This is a genomic window from Actinospineispora acaciae DSM 45401, assembly GCF_000620785.1.
Classification (GTDB): Bacteria; Actinomycetota; Actinomycetes; order Mycobacteriales; family Pseudonocardiaceae; genus Pseudonocardia; species Pseudonocardia acaciae.
This window is the reverse complement of the sequence record NZ_JIAI01000024.1, coordinates 41,214-60,333: the sequence shown is the minus strand read 5'-3', so window position 1 is coordinate 60,333 and position 19,120 is coordinate 41,214. Positions and strand designations below refer to the sequence as shown.

17 protein-coding genes are annotated in these 19,120 nt (G+C 73.5%); 10 read left to right on the top strand and 7 right to left on the bottom strand.

Annotation, left to right across the window (positions count from 1 at the left end):
* Both N912_RS58835 and N912_RS0145465 read left to right on the top strand, forming a co-directional pair.
* On the top strand, positions 1–657 hold a 657-nt coding region (locus N912_RS58835), incomplete at its 5' end, for an SDR family NAD(P)-dependent oxidoreductase (RefSeq protein ID WP_051581710.1).
* A complete protein-coding gene (locus N912_RS0145465) occupies positions 654–1,424 on the top strand; it encodes an SDR family NAD(P)-dependent oxidoreductase (RefSeq protein WP_028927675.1) in 771 nt (256 codons plus the stop codon). The genes N912_RS58835 and N912_RS0145465, both read left to right, overlap by 4 nt.
* On the opposite strand, the gene N912_RS58830 is transcribed toward N912_RS0145465, so the two are convergent.
* Positions 1,399–2,337: a LysR substrate-binding domain-containing protein gene (locus tag N912_RS58830; RefSeq protein WP_245645936.1), complete on the bottom strand. Its 939-nt coding sequence runs from the start codon at positions 2,335–2,337 to the stop codon at positions 1,399–1,401. The two genes, N912_RS0145465 and N912_RS58830, sit on opposite strands and share 26 nt — an antisense overlap.
* 123 nt (positions 2,338–2,460) lie before the next feature.
* Between N912_RS58830 and N912_RS58825 the strand changes: the two genes are divergently transcribed.
* Positions 2,461–3,732: an MFS transporter gene (locus tag N912_RS58825; RefSeq protein ID WP_051581709.1), complete on the top strand. Its 1,272-nt coding sequence runs from the start codon at positions 2,461–2,463 to the stop codon at positions 3,730–3,732.
* Between the two features lie 9 nt (positions 3,733–3,741).
* Here N912_RS58825 and N912_RS0145450 read toward each other — a convergent pair whose 3' ends face one another.
* Complete coding sequence (locus tag N912_RS0145450) at positions 3,742–4,410, bottom strand: TetR/AcrR family transcriptional regulator (RefSeq protein WP_037070071.1); 669 nt, start codon at positions 4,408–4,410, stop codon at positions 3,742–3,744.
* Between the two features lie 126 nt (positions 4,411–4,536).
* Here N912_RS0145450 and N912_RS0145445 point away from each other — a divergent pair, with 126 nt between their 5' ends.
* Genes N912_RS0145445 through N912_RS0145415 form a run of 7 tightly spaced genes read left to right on the top strand, consistent with a single transcriptional unit; the run spans position 4,537 to position 12,639 of the window.
* Positions 4,537–5,472, top strand: a complete 936-nt coding sequence (locus N912_RS0145445; protein WP_028927673.1) for a cyclase family protein — start codon at positions 4,537–4,539, stop codon at positions 5,470–5,472.
* Entirely contained in the window at positions 5,469–6,512 is a 1,044-nt protein-coding gene (locus tag N912_RS0145440; protein WP_028927672.1) for an LLM class flavin-dependent oxidoreductase, read from the top strand. The genes N912_RS0145445 and N912_RS0145440 overlap by 4 nt, the downstream gene beginning before the upstream one ends.
* Positions 6,509–7,594, top strand: a complete 1,086-nt coding sequence (locus N912_RS0145435) for an acyl-CoA dehydrogenase family protein (RefSeq protein ID WP_028927671.1) — start codon at positions 6,509–6,511, stop codon at positions 7,592–7,594. Before N912_RS0145440 ends, N912_RS0145435 begins: the two co-directional genes overlap by 4 nt.
* Complete coding sequence (locus tag N912_RS62955; protein WP_051581707.1) at positions 7,591–8,427, top strand: acyl-CoA dehydrogenase family protein; 837 nt, start codon at positions 7,591–7,593, stop codon at positions 8,425–8,427. The genes N912_RS0145435 and N912_RS62955 overlap by 4 nt, the downstream gene beginning before the upstream one ends.
* Positions 8,418–9,251 (top strand): enoyl-CoA hydratase/isomerase family protein, encoded by an 834-nt coding sequence (locus N912_RS58815; RefSeq protein ID WP_051581706.1) that lies wholly within the window; start codon positions 8,418–8,420, stop codon positions 9,249–9,251. The genes N912_RS62955 and N912_RS58815 overlap by 10 nt, the downstream gene beginning before the upstream one ends.
* The gene (locus tag N912_RS0145420; protein WP_028927670.1) at positions 9,248–11,329 is read left to right on the top strand and encodes a CoA-binding protein; all 2,082 of its coding nucleotides are present in this window, start codon (positions 9,248–9,250) and stop codon (positions 11,327–11,329) included. Before N912_RS58815 ends, N912_RS0145420 begins: the two co-directional genes overlap by 4 nt.
* Positions 11,308–12,639 (top strand): MFS transporter, encoded by a 1,332-nt coding sequence (locus tag N912_RS0145415; protein ID WP_064745583.1) that lies wholly within the window; start codon positions 11,308–11,310, stop codon positions 12,637–12,639. The genes N912_RS0145420 and N912_RS0145415 overlap by 22 nt, the downstream gene beginning before the upstream one ends.
* Here the strand turns inward: N912_RS0145415 and N912_RS0145410 are convergent.
* Genes N912_RS0145410 through N912_RS58810 form a run of 5 tightly spaced genes read right to left on the bottom strand, consistent with a single transcriptional unit; the run spans position 12,626 to position 19,077 of the window.
* Positions 12,626–13,984, bottom strand: coding sequence for an MFS transporter (locus tag N912_RS0145410; RefSeq protein ID WP_037070089.1), 1,359 nt, complete (start codon positions 13,982–13,984; stop codon positions 12,626–12,628). The two genes, N912_RS0145415 and N912_RS0145410, sit on opposite strands and share 14 nt — an antisense overlap.
* Positions 13,985–14,031: 47 nt before the next feature.
* Positions 14,032–15,348: a metal-dependent hydrolase family protein gene (locus tag N912_RS0145405; RefSeq protein ID WP_169748069.1), complete on the bottom strand. Its 1,317-nt coding sequence runs from the start codon at positions 15,346–15,348 to the stop codon at positions 14,032–14,034.
* 19 nt (positions 15,349–15,367) lie between these two features.
* Positions 15,368–16,759 carry a YlbE family protein gene (locus N912_RS0145400; RefSeq protein ID WP_028927666.1) on the bottom strand — a complete coding sequence of 464 codons (1,392 nt, stop codon included), beginning with the start codon at positions 16,757–16,759 and terminating at the stop codon, positions 15,368–15,370.
* A 21-nt stretch (positions 16,760–16,780) separates the two neighbouring features.
* Positions 16,781–18,250, bottom strand: a complete 1,470-nt coding sequence (locus tag N912_RS0145395; RefSeq protein WP_028927665.1) for an AllF/FdrA family protein — start codon at positions 18,248–18,250, stop codon at positions 16,781–16,783.
* A complete protein-coding gene (locus tag N912_RS58810) occupies positions 18,250–19,077 on the bottom strand; it encodes an oxamate carbamoyltransferase subunit AllH family protein (RefSeq protein WP_051581704.1) in 828 nt (275 codons plus the stop codon). The genes N912_RS0145395 and N912_RS58810 overlap by 1 nt, the downstream gene beginning before the upstream one ends.
* Between the last annotated feature and the right edge of the window lie 43 nt (positions 19,078–19,120).

Below are 19,120 nucleotides of genomic sequence, written 5' to 3'. Positions count from 1 at the left end.
GAGCTGTTGGCCGGTGGGTTCGCGGTCACCGCGATCGACCTGTCCACCGACGCGCTCGACCGGCTCCCGCACCACGCGCGCCTGCTGCCGGTCGCGGCCGACGTCACCGACAGCGGCGAGGTCGCCCACGCCGTCGCGGCCGGCATCGAACACCACGGCGCGCCGTACGGACTGCTCAACATCGCCGGCAACAACCGACTCGGCCCACTCGAAGACATCACCGACCAGGACTGGCACTTCCTCATCGACGCCAACCTGACCAGCACCTTCCTCATGTGCCGAGAAGTCATGCCACACATGTGCGGCGCCGGCGGGCGGGTGGTGAACACCGCGTCCATCTTCGGCGTGCGCGGCCAGGCCAACGACGCCGCCTACGCCGCCGCCAAAGCCGGCGTCGTCGGGCTCACCAGGGCGCTGGCGACGGAATGGGCTCCGCACCAGGTCACCGTCAACTGCGTCGCCCCCGTCGTCGTACTCACCGACCGCGTGCGGCGCATGCCCAAGGAGCACCTCGACCTGCAGCTCGAACGCATTCCGCTCGGGAGGTTCAGCACCCCGAGGGACGTGACGCGAACCTACCTGTTCCTGCTCGGCGACGACGGCTCCTACTACACCGGCCAAACCCTCTCACCCAACGGCGGAGACGTGATGCCATGAGCCTCGCAGTGGTCACCGGCGGCGCCGGGTCGATCGGCGCGGTCATCGCCCGGAGGCTGGCGGACGCGGGCCACCGGGTCTGCGTCGCCGACCTCGATCCCGACCGCGCCCGGGCGGTGGCCGCCGAGCTGCCCGGAGAACATGTCTCGTTCGGCGGCGACCTGAGCGACGAGCCGACAGTGATCGAGCTCGCCCGTACCGTCGACGCCCTGGCGCCGGTGACGGTCCTGGTGAACGCCGCGGGAATCTCGCCCAAGGGGCCGGCCGGCAAGCTCGAGATCGACGAGATCGACGCGTCCGGGCTGATGGCCGTGCTGCGGGCGAACACCGTCGGCCCGTTCCTCGTCTCCACGCACCTGGCCAGGCAGATGCCGACCGACGGCACGGCGTCCATCGTCAACATCCTGTCCATCGCCACCCGAATGGCCACCGGAGGCCGGCGCGACGCGGTCTTTCCGCCGTTCATCCCGTCGGCCTCGCATTACGCCGCCTCCAAAGCCGCACTCCACAACCTGCAGGTCTCGATGTGCCGCGAGCTGGCGCCGAGGAGAATCAGGGTCAACGGCGTCGCCCCCGGGTTCATCGCCACCGCCATGAACCGCAACATCGCGGACGGTGAACGGGCCTCGGTCGTGCGCCAGATCCCGCTCGGCAGGGCCGGCACGCCGGAGGACGTGGCGGACGCTGTCGAGTTCCTGGCCGGTCCCAGGGCCTCGTACATCACCGGGGCCGTGCTCGACGTCAACGGCGGCTGGCTGCCCGCATGACGCTCGTCCCCATCGGCTGGGCCGCCGCCCGGTGGCGGGGGTCGTGGATGGGGCGGGTGGGGTTGGCGTGGGTGAGGATCGTGGTGGTGAGGGCCTCCACGGGCTCGGTGGGGGCGCGCGGGTTGGTGAGCAGGACCAGGTCCAGCTCGCCGAGCTCGGGCAGCCCGATGCTGCGGGGTAGCTCGGTGAGGTCGCGCGGCAGCAGGCTGCGGGCGAAGATGGCGACGCCCAGGCCGGCGCGGGTGGCGGCGAGCACGGCGTTGTGCCCGCGCGCGGTGCAGGCCACCCGGTGCTTGATGCCCGCGTCCTCCAGGGCCTGCACGGCGAGCGCCCGGCTGGGGCTGGGTGCCTGGTAGACGATCAGCGGCACCGGCCGTTGGTCGTCCCACTGCGCGCCGGTGCCCTCGACGGCGGCCCAGACCAGCCGGTCGCGGCGGACCAGCCGGCCCCGGCCCTCGCCGGCGGTGGTCTTGAGGAAGGCGACGTCGACGTGGCCGGACTCGACCCGGCGTTGCAGCTGGGCGCTGAGCTGGGACACGGTGAGGTCCAGGGAGATGCCGGGGTTGAGGTGGCGGAAGTCGCGCAGGATCCTCGGCACCCGGGTCAGGGCGAGATCGTCGGTGACGCCGAACCGCAGCCGGCCCCGCACCCCGGCGCCGGTGAAGTAGTCCGCCGCCTGGGCGTGGGCGGCGAGGATGGAGCGGGCGAAACCGACCATCGCCTCACCGTCGACGGTCAACCTCACGCTGCGGGTGTCCCTGACCAGCAACGGACGGCCCACCGCCTGCTCCAGCTTGCGGATGTGGTGGCTCACCGTGGGCTGGCGCAGGCCCAGCGCCGTCGCGGCCTGGGTGAAGCTCAATGACTGCGCCACCGCCAGAAAGGTCCGTACCTGCTCGGGGGCGAACACCACGGTCCCAGGCTAGCCCGCTCATTCCAGTTCGCAATGAGAATTATTAGCTGGATTCTCTTTGTCAATTGGTGTTGTCACCGGACGATGGTTGCGCAGACCCCCTATGAAGGAGGCATTCTCGCCGTGACCCGGGCGGCCGACAGACCCGAGCAAACCTCCGATCGGTCCGCACCACCGACCTCGCGGCGTTCCAGGTTCTCCGCGCTGCGCTCCCGGAACTTCCGGCTGTTCCTGCTCGGCCAGGCGGTCGCGACCACGGGACTGTGGGTGCAGCGCATCGCCCAGGACTGGCTGGTGCTCAGCCTCACCGGCGACGCCACCGCCGTGGGCGTGACCACCGCCCTGCAGTGGGCGCCCACGCTGGTGTTCGGGCTGGCCGCCGGGTGGATCGCCGACCGCTACCCGAAACGCCGGGTGCTGCAGGCCACCCAGGTCGCGGCGGCCGCCATGGCCGCGCTGCTGGCCGCGCTCACCCTCACCCACCAGGTCACCGCCTGGCACGTCCAGCTCGTGGCGGCCGGGCTCGGCACCGTCGCCGCGATCGACTGGCCGGTGCGGCTCGCGTTCGTCACCGAGCTGGTCGAGCGCGACCAGATGCACAGCGCGATCAGCCTCAACGCCTCGACGTTCCAGCTCGGCGGCTTTGTCGGGCCGGCCGTGTCCGGCGTGCTGGTCGGCGCCGTGGGCCCCGGCTGGGCGTTCGCGGTCAACGCCGCCTGCTACGTCGCCCCGTTCCTCGCGCTCGCCCGCATCGACCCCGACCAGATCCCGCACCCGGTGCGGCGCGCCGCGGAGTTCGCTCCCGGCGGGCTGCGCAGGCTGGCGCGGCGGCCGGAGATCTGGCGGCCCATCACGGTGGCCGGCGTGTTCAGCATGTTCGCCCTGAACCTGCCCGTCACGCTGGCCGCCTACGCCGGCACCGCCCGGACCGGCCCCCTCGGGTACGCACTGCTGACCGCCACCGCCGCCGTCGGCTCCATCATCGGCGGGCTCATCGCCGCCGGCCGGACCCGCACCACCCTGCGCGGGCTCACCCGCACCGGGTACGCCCTGGCCGGCGCCTACCTGCTCGCCGCCGCCATGCCCACGCCCTGGAGCCTCATGTGCGCCCTCACGGCGGTCGGCATCGCGACCCAACAGATGTACACCGCCGCCAACGCCACCCTCCAGCTCACCGCCGGGCAGACCCTGCGCGGGCGGGTCATGGGCGCCTACCTGCTCGTGATCATGGGCTGCGGCGCCGTCGGCGGACCGCTGCTCGGCATGATCGCCCAGCACCTCGGCCCCCGGGCCGGGCTGGCGGTCGCCGGCGTGGTCCCGGCCGCCGTCCTGCTCCTGCTCTCCCTGGCGCGCCTCGCGCGCCGCGCCATCGGGCCAGGCCTGGGGGAACCCTGAACACGCCGCTCAGGACAGCGCCGCGAGGTTGATCGGTTCGTCGCCGATCCGCTGGAGCTGGGCCGTGGCCGCCACCGCGCGGACGGTCTGGTCCGCGTAGCCGTCGGCGATCTGTTCGGCGGTCAGCCGGCCGTCCTCGCGGTACCAGCCGGCCGCGCCCCGGCCCATCGCGAGGATGCCGAACGTGGTGGTGGCGACGTCGAGTGGGCGGACGCTGCCGTCCTCGATGCCGCGCCGGAGCTGGCTCCGGAACAGCTCCTCGATCTTGCGCCGCAGCGCGACGATGTGTTCGCGCTGTTCGGGGTTCAGCTCGCGGATCTCGTTGTAGACCACGGTGGTCTGGTGGCGGTGCCGGCAGTGTGACAGCACGTTTTCCCTGGTGAGCACGTAAAGCTGGGGCAGCGGGCGGTCGGTTGCGCCGCCGGCCGCCGCGACCAGGCGCTCGAGCAGGTCGCGGTTGCCGAACTCCATGAGGTCGAACAGCAGCGCCTGCTTGGATTGGATGTGGGTGTAGAGGCTGGCCACCTCGAGGCCGACCGCCTCGGCGATCTCGCGCAGGCTGGCCCTGGCGTAGCCGCGGGTGGCGAACAGGCGCAGCGCGTGCTGGTAGATCAGCGACTTGGTCTCTCGGCGAGGGGCCCGCGCGGCCACGATCCGGTCGGCGAACTCCCGCGTCACGTGCGCCCCTTCCTGGTCGGCCACACATGCTAGCCCGTGCTTGACAGTACCTGAATTGCTGTTAGGTTCGATCCGAACAAGCACTAGGACGAGTCCGATCAAGTGTTCGGGTCATGGATGGTGTGGATGGACGACGAGCTGCCCAAGTACGCGGAGCTGCCGGGGCTGGGGGTGCCCGGCGTGCGGCATGCCTGGCGGGTCTTCGGCGCGGGTGACGAGCTGGGCACGCTGAACCTGCTCACCGACGACCGGGTGGCGTCGGCGGTCGCCGAGGTGCGGACCGGGCGGCGGATCAGCGTGCAGCTGCCCCCCGGGCTACCCGATCCGCCGCTGTACGGCAGGGAACCGGCCACTCACACCGTCTTCCAGACCGGGCGCAACAGCTGGGACGACCGGCTGGATGCGCTGCACCCGCAGGCGGGCACCCAGTGGGACGGTTTCCGGCACGTCCGGTTCCGGGAGTTCGGCTTCTTCGGTGGCGAGACGGCGGATCCGCCCGCGCTGGGTGACCGGCTGGGCGTGCACCACTGGGCGCGGCACGGAATCGTCGGGCGAGGCGTGCTGCTGGACGCGCGGAGCCGTCGTCCGGGGGAGTCGGCGTTCGCCGGGCGGAGCATCTCGGCGGCCGAGCTGCGGCGGACGGCCGCCGAGCAGGACGTCGAGGTCCGGCCCGGCGACCTGCTCTGCGTGCGGACCGGCTGGGCCGGCGAGTACCGGGCGCTGGGCGAGGCGGACCGGGAGCTGCTGGCCCAGCGCGGCCGGCCGCCGTTCACCGGCCTGGCCGCCGACGAGGACATGGCGGAGCTGCTGTGGGACTGGCACATCGCCGGCCTGGCCTGCGACAACCCGGCCGTCGAGGTGTCTCCCGGCGATCCGGCGGTGGGCAGCCTGCACCGTCGGCTGCTGGCGTTGCTGGGCATTCCGCTGGGGGAGCTGTTCGACTTCGAGGAGCTCGCCGGCGCCTGTGCCGGGGACGGGCGGTGGAGCTTCCTGTTCGTGTCCATGCCGATGGCCATCGCCGGTGGCGTCGGCTCCCCGGCGAACCCGGTGGCGATCCGATGAAGCGCTCGCTGGTGTTGTCCACCAATGCCTTCCGCCCGCTGATCGAGGTGGCGCGCCGCGCCGAGGCGACCGGCCTGCACCGGATCTGGACCACGGAGTCCACCCCGCGCGATGCGCTGGTGCGGGCGGTCACCCTGGGCCTGCACACGGAGCGGATCGGGGTGGCGACCGGGATCGCGTACGCCTTCACCCGGGCGCCGCTGGCCATGGCCGCGTCGGCGGCCGACGCGCACATCGCGACGGGCGGGCGGTTCGCCCTCGGCGTCGGGGCGGGCACCAAGGGCATGCGCACCCGCCGCTACGGGGTGCACGACTTCGACCATCCCGGCCCCCGCCTTGCCGACTACGTGGCGGTCATGCGGGCGGCCTGGGCGGCCACCGACGGGCTGCGCCACGAGGGGCCGTTCTACCGCGCGGACGTGCCGACCCCGCTGGCCGGCGACGAGCTGCGCGGCCTGCCGCCGCTTCGGGTGTTCGGCTCCGGGGTCAACCGGCGGATGCTCGCCGACGCCTCGGCCAGCTGTGACGGCGTCGCGCTGCACCCGCTGGTGTCGTACCTGCCCTATCTGGACGGGGTGGCGCTGCCCGCGATGACCGGCGCGAGGCCGGGCGCGAGGCCGGGCCGGGAGCGGCCGTGGCTGGCGGCCTGGCGGATCACGTCGGTGCACGAGGACGAGGCGAGCGCCCGCGCCCGTGCCCGGCGCAACCTGGCGTTCTACTTCACCACGCCGAGCTACGCCCCGGTCGTCGAGGGCGGGCCGTGGGAGGCGCCGGTCGCGGAGGTCCGCCGTCGGTTCCGCGCCCGGCCGGGCACGTCGATGGACGAGCTGGCCGAGTGCCTCCCGGAGCCGATGGTCGACGAGTTCTGCCTGGTCGCCACCCCGGGCGAGCTGCCGGTGCGGGTCCGGCGGCTGGAGGGCGAGCTGGCCGCTCGCGGGGTGGACGAGCTGGTGTTCCAGGTGGCGGGCACCGGGCTGGGCGCGGCCGAGTTCGTGCGCGGCTGTGGGTCGCTGCTCGACGCGCTGGGCACCGGGCGATGACCGGGCTCGACGGGTTCCGCGCGGAGGTCAGGGCATTCCTGGCCGAGAACGTGCCGTCCGTGCGCGCCGCGCACCGCGACGAGGTGGCGATGCGCCGGGACTGGGACCGCCGGCTGCACGCCGCCGGGCTGGCCGGGTTGTCCTGGCCGGCCGAGCACGGCGGCCGGGGCCTTGGCGCGCGGGCGGAGTTCGTCTACCACGAGGAAGCGGCGCTGGCCGGCGCGCCGGAAGGGTACGGCCGGGTGGGCCGGCTGCTGACCGGGCCGCTGCTGATCAGACACGGCACGGCGGGCCAGGTCGAGCGGTTCCTGCCGCCGATCCTGTCCGGTGCCGAGGTGTGGTGCCAGGGGTTCTCCGAGCCCGAGGCCGGCTCCGACCTGGCGAACGTCAGGACGCTCGCGGTCCGGGACGGCGAGGAGTACCGGGTCACCGGGCAGAAGACCTGGACGTCGTTCGCCCAGCACGCGGACTTCTGCCTGCTGCTGGCCCGCACCTGCGCCGACGCTCCCCGGCACCGCAACCTCGGGATGTTCCTGCTGGACATGCGCCAGCCGGGGGTCCAGGTGCGGCCCATCCGGCAGATCAGCGGGGCGTCCCGGTTCTGCGAGCTGTTCCTCACCGAGGCGGTGGTGCCGTGCCGCAACCGGGTCGGCGCCGAGGGCGACGGGTGGCGGATGGCGCTGTCGGTGCTCACCGAGGAACGCGGGCCGGCCGACGCGATCACCCGGTACGTCTCGTTCGCCGCGCTGGTCGGGCTGCTGCGGGAGTGCTGCGCGCGAGCGGGCGGACCGGAGTTGGAGCGGCTGCACATCCGGGTGGAGCTGATCCGCTGGCACGCCCTGCGCGCGCTGGAGGCGAGCGCGGACGGCGCGGAGGCGCGCGAGATCGCCTCGGTGTTCAAGCTCATGTGGAGCCACACCTGGCAGGAGCTCGCCGGGTACGGGGTGTCGCTGAGCTGCCCCGAGCACGACGACCGCTGGCGCACGGAGTACCTGGACAGCCGGGCCGGCACGATCTTCTCCGGGACGTCGGAGGTACAGCGCAACCTGGTCGCCGAACGGCTGCTGGGGCTGCCCAGATGACCGCGGCGGCGAGCCCGACGGCGCTGGAGGCGGCCTCGGCGCTGTCCGGGCTGCTGGCCCGGGCGGACATGTCCGGGCGGTGGCCGGTGATCCGGGACGGTGGCTGGGACCGGCTCGGTGACGAGTACGGGCTGTCCGTGCGTGACCTGGTCGAGGTGGCCACCGTGGTCGGCCGGCACGCGGTGCCGCTGCCGTTGACCGCGACGCTCGCGCTGCGGCCCGCCGTCCCCGAGGCGTCGCCCGCGCCGCTGACGGTGGCGGTTCCGAGGCGGTTCCGCCCGGATCGGGTGCGGATCCCGTTCGGTGACCTGCCGGGGATACACGTCGTCGGCCTGGCGGGTGAGCTGCCGCCGGACGCGGTGGTCGACGACTTCGCCCCGACCCTGCGCGTCGTGCGCGTCTGCCTGGCGAGCCATCGGCCCGTCGGCGCGGAGTCGGGCCGTCGGCTGGCGGTGTTGTGGGCGGCCGAGGCGGTCGGCGCCGCCCGGGTCCTGGTCGAGCGGGCGGTCGAGCACGCCCGGACCCGGGTGCAGTTCGGCCGACCGATCGGGGCGCTGCAGGCGGTCAAGCACCTGCTCGCCGATGCGACGGTGGGGGTGGCCGAGGCGACCACCGCGCTGGTGATGGCGGCCAACGACGGCGAGCCCGCGGCGGGCGCGGTCCGGCTGGCGCTGGCCGGGGCCGTGCGCGCCGGTGAGATCTCGCTGCAGGTCTTCGGCGGGATCGGCATGACCTGGGAGCTCGGCGCCCACCTGCGGGTGCGTCACGTCCTGATGCTGCGCGACCTGGTCGAGGACCTGCTGACATCCATGGAGGAAACCCCGTGCCCCTGATCGAGCGTGCGGACCTCGGCGACGGCGTCGTCGAGCTGGTGCTCAACCGTCCGGAGAAGCTCAACGCGTTCAACACCGAGATGCTCGACGCCTTCTCCCGCGCGGTCGACGCGCTGGCCGACGACCAGGACGCCCGGTGCGTGATCCTGCGCGGAGCGGGGCGGGCGTTCAGCGTCGGCTACGACGTGCGGCGCGCCCAGGGCAACGGCACCGAGCCCGGCGCCTACCAGGACTGGCGCCGGCTGCGGCGCAACCTGGAGCGCTGGCTCGCGGTCTGGGACCTGGACAAGCCGGTGATCGCCGCCGTGCACGGGCACTGCATCGGCGGCGCGTCGATGCTGTGCGTCTGCGCCGACCTGACCATCGTCGCCACCGACGCCTCGGTGGCCTGGCCGAGCGTGCCGCTGGGCGGTGGGCTGCTCGGGCCGGTGAGCATGTGGCTGACCGGGATGAAGCGGGCGCGCGAGCTGTCCTACATCGCGGGCAGCTCGATGACCGGCGCGGAGGCCGCGGACCTCGGCTGGGCGAACCGGGCGGTGCCGCCCGGCGAGCTGCTGGCCACCGCGCGCCGCACCGCCCGCGAGATCGCCCGCACCCCCGCCTCGCTGCTGCGGCTGAAGAAGCTCGCGCTCAACCGCGTGATGGAGAGCCAGGGCTTCCGCACCGCCTTCCTGTTCGGCGCGGAATGGGACGCCATCGCGCACACCACGCCGGAGAACGAGGCGATGGTCGAGCAGATCCGCGAGCGCGGGCTGAAGGACGCCATCTCCTGGTTCCGCGACGGCGGCTCGCTGTCGCCCTCGGCGGAGGCGACGCCGAGGTGAGCCGGGACGTCAGCCGCCTGCTCGCGCCGAGGTCGGTGGCGGTCGTGGGGGCCTCCGAGCGGAACTTCTACGGCCGGATGGTGCTGCGCAACCTGCGCGAGCGCGGCTTCGGCGGCCGGCTCGTGGCGATCAACCCGAAGGCCGCCGAGGTCGACGGCCTGCCGTGCTTCCCCACCCTGCGCGACGCCCCGCCGGTGGACGTGGCGGTGGTGGTGACACCGGCGGCGGCGGTGCCGGCGATCGCGGAGGACGCGGCGGCGTCCGGCGTCGGTGGGCTGGTGGTGCTGTCCACCGGGTTCGCCGAGAGCGACCGGGAAGGTGCCCGGCGCGAACGCGAGCTGCTGGCCACGGCCGACCGGCACGGCATCGCGGTGGTCGGCCCGAACACGATCGGGATGTACGCGGTGCGCGAGGGCTTCTGCGCGGTCGGCGCCCCGGTGCCGTGGGCGGTGGAGCCGGGCCCGGTCGCGTTGGTCATGCAGAGCGGCGGGCTGATGACCGGGAGCCTGGCCAGCCTGCACCGGGCCGGGGTCGGGGTGTCGCACGCGGTGTCGCTGGGCAACGCCGGGGGGACCGACGCGGCCGACTGGGTCGCCGCGCTCGGCGTGCTGCCGGAGGTGCGCGTCCTCGGCCTGCTGCTGGAGGCGTTGCCGCCGTGGGAACGGCTCCGCCCGGCCGTCACCGCCGCGCGCGAGGCCGGCACCCGTGTCTACGCGCTCACCGTGGGCAGCTCCGCACAGGGCAGGACGGCGGCGGCCACCCACACCGGAGCGCTGGCCGGCGACCACCGGGTGGCCGCCGACCTGCTCGGCCAGCTCGGTGTCCGGCTGGTGCGCGGCCTGGACGGGCTGCTGTTCGCGCTCCAGCTGGACAGCGCGGCCGGCCCGGCGACGGGGCACAACGTCGGCGTGATCGCGGCCTCCGGGGGAGCGGTCGGCAACTTCGCCGACCTGGCCCACGCCCGAGGCGTCCGGCTGGACCCGTTCGGCCCGGACACCCGCGACGCCCTGACCGGGCTCGGCCTCGGCAGCACCCACAACCCGCTCGACATCGGTGGCCAGGCGCTGTCGGACCCCAGCCTGATGAGCCGCGCGGTCACCGCCGTGCTCGCCGACGCCGAGGTGGCGGTGGGCGTCTACCTGCCCTCGCTCGGCCTGCCCGGGCCGGAGCTGCCGGCGCACCGCGAGCAGTTGGCCCTGGTGGCGGAGGGTGCACGGGCGTGCGGGGTGCCCGCGATCGCGAGCCAGCTGGCCTACTCGCCCGGCACCGACTCGGTGCTCGGCCTGCGGGCGCAACACCCGGAGCTGGTGGTCGGCGCCTCGGTGGACGCGGTCCTGGACGGCCTCGCGGCCTGGCTCGACCAACCCCCGGCCCGCCCGTGCTCACCGGAGGCCACCGCCCCACCCGGCCGCCCGGCCGGCGACCTGCCCAGCGAGTGGGCGGTGAAACGGGCGCTGCGCGAACACGGTTTCCGGGTGCCCCCGGCGAGGCACTGGCCGGTCGACAGCGCCGAGCCCGAGCTGGACGCCTACCCGGTGGTCCTCAAGGGGCTGAGCCCCGGCGTGCTGCACAAGTCGGCGGCCGGGCTGGTCAGGCTCGACATCCGGGACGGCGCCGCCCTGCTGGCCGCCCGGCGCGAGCTGGTGTCGACGGCCCGGTCCGCCGGGCTGGAGCTGACCGAGCTGCTGGTCGAGCGGATGATCGGCCCCGGGCTCGACCTGTTCGTGAGCCTGAGCCGGCAGCCGGTCGGCACCGTGCTCGCCCTCGGCCTGGGCGGGACGGACGTCGAGGAACGCGACCAGGTGCGGTTCCTGGGCGTCCCCTTCAGCGGCCACGACGTGGACCGGGCGCTCGACCGGCTCGATGCGCGGGTCGGTGACGCGGACCGGCGCCGGCTGCGCGAGCTGCTCGACGCCCTGGCCCGGTTCCACGCCGAGCAGCGGCTGTCCACGCTCGAGCTGAACCCGGTCCGGCTGCGCGCCGACGGCATCTGGCTGCTCGATGCCGTCGCGGTGCCGCATCCCGAACACTCCAACGGCGGAGGAGACGCGTTGCCATGGTCGAGCACGATCGGCTGACACCGGCGCCGGACGTTCTCCGGTCCCGGCGCCGGGTGCTGTGGGCGAGCTTCCTGGGCACCTTGATCGAGTGGTTCGACTACTACCTCTACGGGGCCGCCGCCGCGGTGGTCTTCAACAGGTTGTTCTTCCCCGACCTGAGCCCGCTGGTGGGGACCATCGCGGCGTTCGGCACGCTCGGCGCCGGGTTCGTCGTCCGGCCCATCGGCGGGCTGCTCTACGGCCATTTCGGTGACCGGTTCGGCCGCAAGAACGTGCTGATCTCCAGCGTGCTGCTGATGGGGCTGTCCACCGTCGCGGTCGGCGCGTTGCCGACCTACCAGCAGGCCGGCGTGCTGGCCCCGGTGCTGCTGACGCTGCTGCGGCTGTTGCAGGGCCTGGCCGGCGGTGGCGAGTGGGGCGGCGCCGTGCTGCTCTCGCTCGAGCACTACTCGTCGAGCCGGCGGCGAGCCGTCGCGGCGAGCGTGCCACAGGTCGGCGTCGGCCTCGGGATCTCGTTGTCCACCGCGTGCTTCGCACTGGTCACCGGCTCCATGTCGGAGGCGGCGCTGTTCGCCTGGGGGTGGCGGCTGCCGTTCCTGGTCTCGATCGTGCTGGTCGTGGTGGCGGTGTGGATCCGGCTGGGCGTGACCGAGAGCCCGGTGTTCCGTGAGGTGCAGGCCAGGCGCGCGGCCGAGGTCGAGCGGGAGCGACCGCCGCTGCTGGAGCTGCTGCGCAACCACCGAGGCAAGCTGGTCATCGGCGTCCTGCTGGTGATCGGCCCGTACACGGCCAAGACGGTGCTCAACTCGTTCGGGCCGGCCTACGCGGTGCAGCTGGGCTACCCGCGCTCCACGGTGCTGGCCATCGCCTCCGCGACCGCGCTGATCTCGCTGGTGATCATGCCGATCGCGGCGCTGGTCTCGGAGTCGGTCGGGCGCCGACCGGTCTACATCGCGGGAGCGCTGCTGACCGGCGCGGCCTCCTTCGTCACGTTCGCCCTGATCAACACCCGGTCGGTCGGGTTGCTCGTGCTGGGATACGTCCTGTTCACCGCCGTGCACCCGATCGTCTACGGGGTGCAGTCCGGGTTCCTGGCCGAGTCCTTCGACGCGACAACCCGGTACAGCGGCGCCTCCATCACCTACCACCTGGGCGGCGTCCTGGGCGGCGGCTTCGGCCCCGCCCTGGCGGCGTCCCTGCTGGCCGTCTCCGGCGGGGCACCGCACAACCTGCTGTTCTCCACGTTCATGGCGACGTGCTGCCTGATCAGCGCCGGCGCCGCGGTCAGCGCCGGCGAAACCTACCGAAAGGACCTCACCGCCGGTTGAGCCTTTCCAGCGGCCGCCTTTCGGTGCGGGCGCCGAACAGGGCGACGGCCAGTGAGACCAGTGTCCAACAGCCGGCGATGTAGACGAAGACCCACACGTAGCCGAAGGAGCCGAATATGGCGGCGACAATGAACGAGCCGCATATGTTGGCGAGTCGTCCGGCACCGTAGGAGATGCCGGTGCCGGTGTTGCGCAGCGCGGTGGGATAGTGCTCCGGCGTGTACGCGTAGAGCAGCGCGATGAAGGTCTGGGTAAGCATGTTGACCAGCAGGCCGAACAGGACAATGGTGAGCGCGGTTCGGGAAAGACCGTAGCTGACGCCGCACGCCGCGATCACGAGCGTGATGAGCGCGATCGGTAGCTTCCGGCCGAACCTGTCGGAGATCGGCCAGGCGAGAAAGGCGCCGGGCACGGCGCCGATCGCGGCGAGGGCGGTGAACAGCAGCGAGTTGGCAATGGAGTAGCCGTGCGCCGCCAGGAGCGTCGGCACCCATGCCACGAACCCGTAGTAGCCCAGCGTCTGGAAGCACCACACCGCGATCAGCATGATCGTGCGGGTACGGGTACCGGCCGCGAACAGCTCGGCGATGCGCGCCGTCCGGGGCGGTGGTCCCTGGGCATCCGCCGGCGGGGCGGGCGGCCGCGCCGTGACGGGTGTGGCGCCCGCGCCCGACTCGCCCTCGATCGTGGCCACCGCCTGTTCCGCCTCCGCGACGCGGCCGCGTTCGGCGAGCCACCTGGGCGACTCCGGCAGGCGGGCGACCCACGGGACGAAGACGAGCCCGAGCCCGCCGAAGAGGAAGACGACTCGCCAGCCCCACGAGCCGTGGGGCACCGTCGCGAGCGCGACGAAGGCGATGACAGGTATGCCGATGATCCCGCATCCCGTGACGGCCGCCTGGAGCCGGCCACGGTGGGTGCTGGGCACGACCTCGGCGAGATAGGTGATCGCGGTGACGACCATGAAAGAAAGCCCGCAGCCGGTGAGGAAACGGGCGAGTGCCAGCGTCTCGGCGTTCCAACCGGCGCCGTTGAGCGCGGAGAAGACGCTGAACGTGCTGACCGCGCAGATGAGCGCCGGGCGCCGGCCGACGCGGTCCGCGAGCCGCCCGCCGAACGTCGCGCCAAGAAACATGCCCAGGAAACCGGCGGAGTTGATGAGCGCGAACTCGTCCAGGGTGATTCCGAGGTGCTCGCGCAGTCCGGGGCCGGCGTATGCGAGCGTGCTCAGGTCGGCGAGCTCGAAGAAGAAGATGCAGGATAGGGTGATTATCACCCGACGATGGAATCGGCCGACCGAAAGCGCGTCCAGCCGTTCGGAAATCTCGGTACTGGTGATGGACATGGTCACTCCTCGACATTGAGAATGACAGTCAGTACGTGCGCGCCCCGTTACGGGCGGGTGTTCTGCATCTCGGTTCGCACGACGTTGCGGGAAAGCGGTTCGGCGTTCAGGGGCGAACCGGCATCGGGTTCGATAGCGCGGCCCTCCTTGACGACGCGGCGAATAGCGCGCAGTGCCGTGATCTCCTTGTCCGGCGCGCCGTCGACGACCAGCAGGTCGGCGACCATTCCCGGTTCGAGCGAGCCGAGCTCGTCGACCACGCCGACGAGCTGTGCGGCGGTGCGGGTCGCGGACCGCAGCGCGCCCATGGGCGACATGCCGCACTCGACGTAGAGCTCGAGCTCGTCGACGATGACGTCGCCGTGCGGTAGGTAGACGAACCCGGAGTCGGTACCGGCCGCGATCCGTACGCCCGCCCGAATCGCCAGCTCCAGGCCCTCGCGCTGGCGCCGTCGCACATAGTCGGAGTCGCCGACGCGCGCGTCGGTCTCCCCGTGGCCGGGGCCCGCTCGGTGAAAGTTGTGGTACGAGGCGAGCGTGGGGACGAGGAAGGTGCCTCGTTGCGCCATCAGCTCCACCAGCTCGGGGGTGAGTCCGGTGCCGTGCTCGATGGAGTCGACCCCGGCGGCGACGCAGTCGAGGATGGCCTTCGTGCCGTGGGCGTGCGCCGCGACCGGCAGGCCGTGCCCGTGCGCGGTGTCCACCGCGGCGCGCAGCTCCGCCGGGGCGAAGTACCTCGACCACGACTCCGGCTTGCCCGGCAGCGGACCCCACGCGAACGCCGTCATGAGCTTGATGAGGTTCGCGCCCTCGGCGACGTTCTCCCGGACGGCGCGAACCGTCTCGTCCGCTCCGCTCACCGCCCGGGACAGCCAGTGCGTGCCGTGGCCGCCGGGCACCACCAGCGGCCGAAGCGAGAGGTAGACGCGGCTGCCCACGAGCAGCCCTCGGCGGAGCGCCTCCTGGAGGACCAGGTAGGTCGTCGTCTGTCCGCCCGGCCCCGGGTGGGTGTCGCGTACCGTCGTGACGCCGGCGAGCAGGTTGCGGCGGGCCTGCTCGGCGTAGATGGCGAACAGGTCGGGTTCCGCCAAGGACCTCAGGTAGGGCAGCTTGATGGGATAGGGCGTGGCGTCTCCGTCGAGCGCCAGGTGCACATGGCAGTTGAACAGGCCGGGAACGATAGTGGCCCCGGTGCAGTCGACGACCTGCCCGGGCAGCTCCCTCGGGTAGTCGGCGCGCCGGCCGAAGCCGCTGACCCTGGTGCCTTCGGTGACGAGCACCGCGTCCTCCAGCACCGTGCTCCGTACGACGTCGACCACCCGCGCGCCGACGTAGTTGACCCTCGCGTGACCAGGTTCGCGCATCATTGCCACCGCCTCGCCGTCAGCCGGCGGCCGTTGCGAGCGCGCGCAGCGCCGAGGAGAAGACCTCGGCGGGCGGCGTGACCAGGCCGGCTCCGACCTGGCCGGTGCCCGCGATCCGGCCCGCTATGCCCGTATTGATCTTTGGGAGGATGCCGGTCCTGACGACGCGGGTGACGTCGATCCCGACCGGCGTTCCCCGGAAGTCCAGCGCCGGGATCGACAGCGAGCCGTGCTCGGCGAGGGTGATCTCGTAGCAGCCGAGGGTGCTCGCGAGGGCGTCGGTCACGGTGCCGCCCACGAACCGGACGATCGCGGGCGCGGCGGCCATCGCGGCCCCGCCGAGCCCCGCGGTCTCGGTGATCGCGGAGTCACCGATGTCGGGGTTCGCATCGCTCGGTCCGTACTCACCGAGGTAGAGCCCCTCCGGCACCTTCGCGGGGGCGGTGAACCACCGGTCGCCGGTGCCGGAGACCTGGATGCCGAACTCCGTGCCGTTGCGGGCCATGGCCACCACCATCGTGCAGCCGGGAATGTCGCGGGCGGCGTCCAGGGCGAGCTTGCACGCGGGCATGGCGAGGTTGAGGAAGAAGTGGTCGTTGCCGCCGATGAAACGGGCGACGTCGGCGACGTCCCGCGCGGGGTGCGCGGACTCGACGGCGCTCGGCAGCAGCTCACGCACGAGCATGAGCGTCCCGGCGCGGTTGCGGTTGTGCGCCTCGTCGCCCATCTGCACCATCTGGGACAGGATCGCGGTGATGTCGATCGGGCCATGGGCGCGGACCGCCGCTTGCAGCACCGGGCCGAGCACGGCCGACATCCAGCGCAGCCGGTCGAGGACGTCGTCGGAGAAGGCGCCGTAGCGCAGCACCCTGCCCAGTCCTTCGTTGAGCGTGCAGTGGGTCCGGCGGCCGGATTCGAGGTCTTCGAGCACGAACACCCACATCGAGGGTGAGACGACCCCCGCCATGGGGCCGACCGCGCCCCGGTGGTGGCACGGCTCCAGGTCGATGTCGCCCCGCTCCAGCAGGGCGGACGCGCCGGTGGCGTCGGGCGCGAGCCCTTCGAGGAGGGTGGCCCCGATCAGCGCCCCGCGCATCGGGCCGGACGCGTGCTCCCAGGCGAGCGGCGGACCGGCGTGGAGCAGCCGCCCGGGGCCGAGGCCGAGCGCATCGGCGGCGGGCAGGACGTCGACCAGGTGGGCGCGCGTGGTCAGGACGCGCTGGGCGGCCCGCGCGTTCGCCGGCTCTCGGCGGGGGTCGGCCAGCACCCGCGCGAGGTCGCCGGCCGTGCCGGGCGGTGGCGGCTCCCACGCGACGCGGACCACACGGGCGGCCTGCCGCTCGGCGGACTCGGCGAACAGGTCGAGGCCGGCGGTGATCAGTTGCAGCTCGCGGCGCATCAGGTCGCTCATGGTCTCTCTCCTCCGGGTCTGTCAGCCGCCGGTGGCGATCAGGTCGCAGGCGAAGGCGGCCGCGTGGGCGTTGGACAGGAAGACGTGCGCCCCGGCGTCGCGCAGCGCGACCGCCTGCCCGGCCAGGTCCTGTGGGTCGGCGGCGGCGCCGATCAAGCTGATCACCGTGGCGACCCGCCCGGCCCGCCGTGCCGTCGCGATGGCCGGGGCGAGCTCGGCCGCGGGGTCGGGATGCGCGCCGTGGCCGAGCACCACGTCGAGCAGGATCACCGAGGTGGCCGGATCGGATGCCTCGGCGGCCAGCCGGGCGAGCCGCAGCGACTGGTCGATCATGGGGTGGGCGCGCCCGGTGGTCAGCTCGTCGTCCCCGAAGTCGATCATCGAGTGGCCGGGGGTGGGGGCGTGCGGGTGGGTGCGCCATTCGGGCCGCAGCGGGATGTTCGACAGGACGGGGCCGAGGCGGTCGGCGGCGATGACCATCGCCTCGTCGCAGAGCGTCCCGCCGGCGAAGAGGCCGCGCAGCGACCCGGGTCGCGGGCCGGGGTGGCTGTTGGGCCAGCGCGGCCAGCGCGGCACCGCGACCCCGAGGCCGCGCAGCGCGGTCTCGGTGGCGGCGGTCAGGTCGGGCTGGCCGGGGCCGACGAGCGCGAACTGGACGGGCGTGCGCAGGCCGAGGGCGTACTCGCGCACCTGGCGGGCGACCTTCTCGTCGGGTGGCTTGGAGACGACCAGGATGAGCTCGGTGGCCGGGTCGTCGTCGAGCGCCGCGAGCGCGGCGCGGGTGGAGCGGCCGGCGACGGCGCCGGACAGGTCGCGTCCCCCCACGCCGAGCGCCGCGCTGATGCCCACACCGGCCGCGTCGAGCAGGCAGAGGACCTGCTGGGCGCCCGTTCCCGAGGCGGCGACGACCCCCACCGGCCCTGGCGCCAGGTTGTGGGCGAAGCCGAGCCCGACGCCGTCGATCACGGCGGTGCCGCAGTCCGGTCCGAGAACGAGCAGGTCGCGCGCGGCGGCGGTGTCCTTGAGCAGGATCTCCTGCTCGACAGGGACGTTGTCGGAGAAGATCATGACATCGCAGCCGGCGTCGAGGGCGTCCATGGCCTCGGTGAACGCGTGCTCTCCCGGCACCGAGACGAGCGCGAGCCCGGGCCCGGCACGGCGGGCCGCCGAGGAGACCGTGCGCGGGGCCTGCTCGCCGAGCACACCGGGGGCGGCCCGGGGACGGGGAGCGAGTCCTTGCTCCACGGTCGCCAGTCCGGCCGCCAGGGTGGTGTGGTCGCGGGCGCGCAGGGCGACCAGCAGGTCGTTCGGGCCCACGGGATCCGGGCGGGCGAACCCCATCGACCCGAGCAGGCCCAGGTTCAGCTCGGTCGCCATCGCCACCAGCGCCGCCTCGACACCGTCGGTCGCCGCGGCCGCCTTGCTGACCTGCATGAGCGCGACCGAGTCCGCATAGGCTCCCTGGCGCGCCTCGACATGCACGACGCTCATCACACCTCCTGTCCCGCGACACCGGTCGCGGCCCGAATCCGGTTGGTCGTTGCCGCGGCGAGCACGCCGTGCGCGAGCGCGGCCCCCGAGGTGTGGCCGACGGCCAGCAGCCGGGCGACCGGACGGGCCGTCGACGCGGTGTCGCCGCGGCGCGGCGAGGTGAGGACGGTGGCCAGTTGCTCGGCGCATTCACCCCGCGCGGCGTGACGCAGAAGCTGGGCCGACAGCGCGCTCGTCGCCCGCCCGGCATGCAGGGCGACCGCCCGTTCGACACCGCGGCTGGGCCGGCCGAAGGCGCGCGCGGCGACGAGGAACCCGGCCAGCACGTCGTCCCCGCTCGGGGTGAGACCGGGCCCGCGCCCCAGCAGGCCGACGGCCGCCTCGGCCTGTCCTGCCTCGTCGGTGGCGGCCGCGAGCGCCGCGACACGGCGGGCCTCGACGCCGATGTCACGCCCTGCCACCCCGTGCCGCAGCCGCCCGAGCGTCGGGTGCGGCAGCCGGCCGGGCCGCACCCGAGGCGGCCGCCACCACCGGGCGACCTCGACAACCACCGTCCCCGCCGGCCCGAGCCATTCGATGCGGCCGGCACCGACCCGGGCGGCCGGGCGAGTGCCCGCGAGCGTGTGCAGCGACAGCTCGTCGTGCCGGCTCGGCAGCACCACCGCGCAGGGCAGCCGCACCGCGTCATGCGTCACCACGGCGACCACCGTCGAGTCCCCGACCATCAGGTACAGCGCGCGCTCGCCCACCCCCAGCCACCGTGCCGGCCGGACCTCGCCGCTCACAGCGGCACCCACGGTGGTGCTCGCGGCGGCCGAGAACTTCATGTATCGGGACGCTAGGGCAGCGAATACCCTCCCCCTATGGAAC

Coding starts and splice junctions, on each gene's coding strand:
- N912_RS0145440 (WP_028927672.1), top strand. CDS start 5,469: ATGAAGCGCTCGCTGGTGTTGTCCACCAATGCCTTCCGCCCGCTGATC.
- N912_RS58810 (WP_051581704.1), bottom strand. CDS start 19,077: ATGAAGTTCTCGGCCGCCGCGAGCACCACCGTGGGTGCCGCTGTGAGC.
- N912_RS0145410 (WP_037070089.1), bottom strand. CDS start 13,984: ATGTCCATCACCAGTACCGAGATTTCCGAACGGCTGGACGCGCTTTCG.
- N912_RS0145400 (WP_028927666.1), bottom strand. CDS start 16,759: ATGAGCGACCTGATGCGCCGCGAGCTGCAACTGATCACCGCCGGCCTC.
- N912_RS0145465 (WP_028927675.1), top strand. CDS start 654: ATGAGCCTCGCAGTGGTCACCGGCGGCGCCGGGTCGATCGGCGCGGTC.
- N912_RS62955 (WP_051581707.1), top strand. CDS start 7,591: ATGACCGCGGCGGCGAGCCCGACGGCGCTGGAGGCGGCCTCGGCGCTG.
- N912_RS0145415 (WP_064745583.1), top strand. CDS start 11,308: ATGGTCGAGCACGATCGGCTGACACCGGCGCCGGACGTTCTCCGGTCC.
- N912_RS0145395 (WP_028927665.1), bottom strand. CDS start 18,250: ATGAGCGTCGTGCATGTCGAGGCGCGCCAGGGAGCCTATGCGGACTCG.
- N912_RS0145435 (WP_028927671.1), top strand. CDS start 6,509: ATGACCGGGCTCGACGGGTTCCGCGCGGAGGTCAGGGCATTCCTGGCC.
- N912_RS0145445 (WP_028927673.1), top strand. CDS start 4,537: ATGGACGACGAGCTGCCCAAGTACGCGGAGCTGCCGGGGCTGGGGGTG.
- N912_RS0145405 (WP_169748069.1), bottom strand. CDS start 15,348: ATGCGCGAACCTGGTCACGCGAGGGTCAACTACGTCGGCGCGCGGGTG.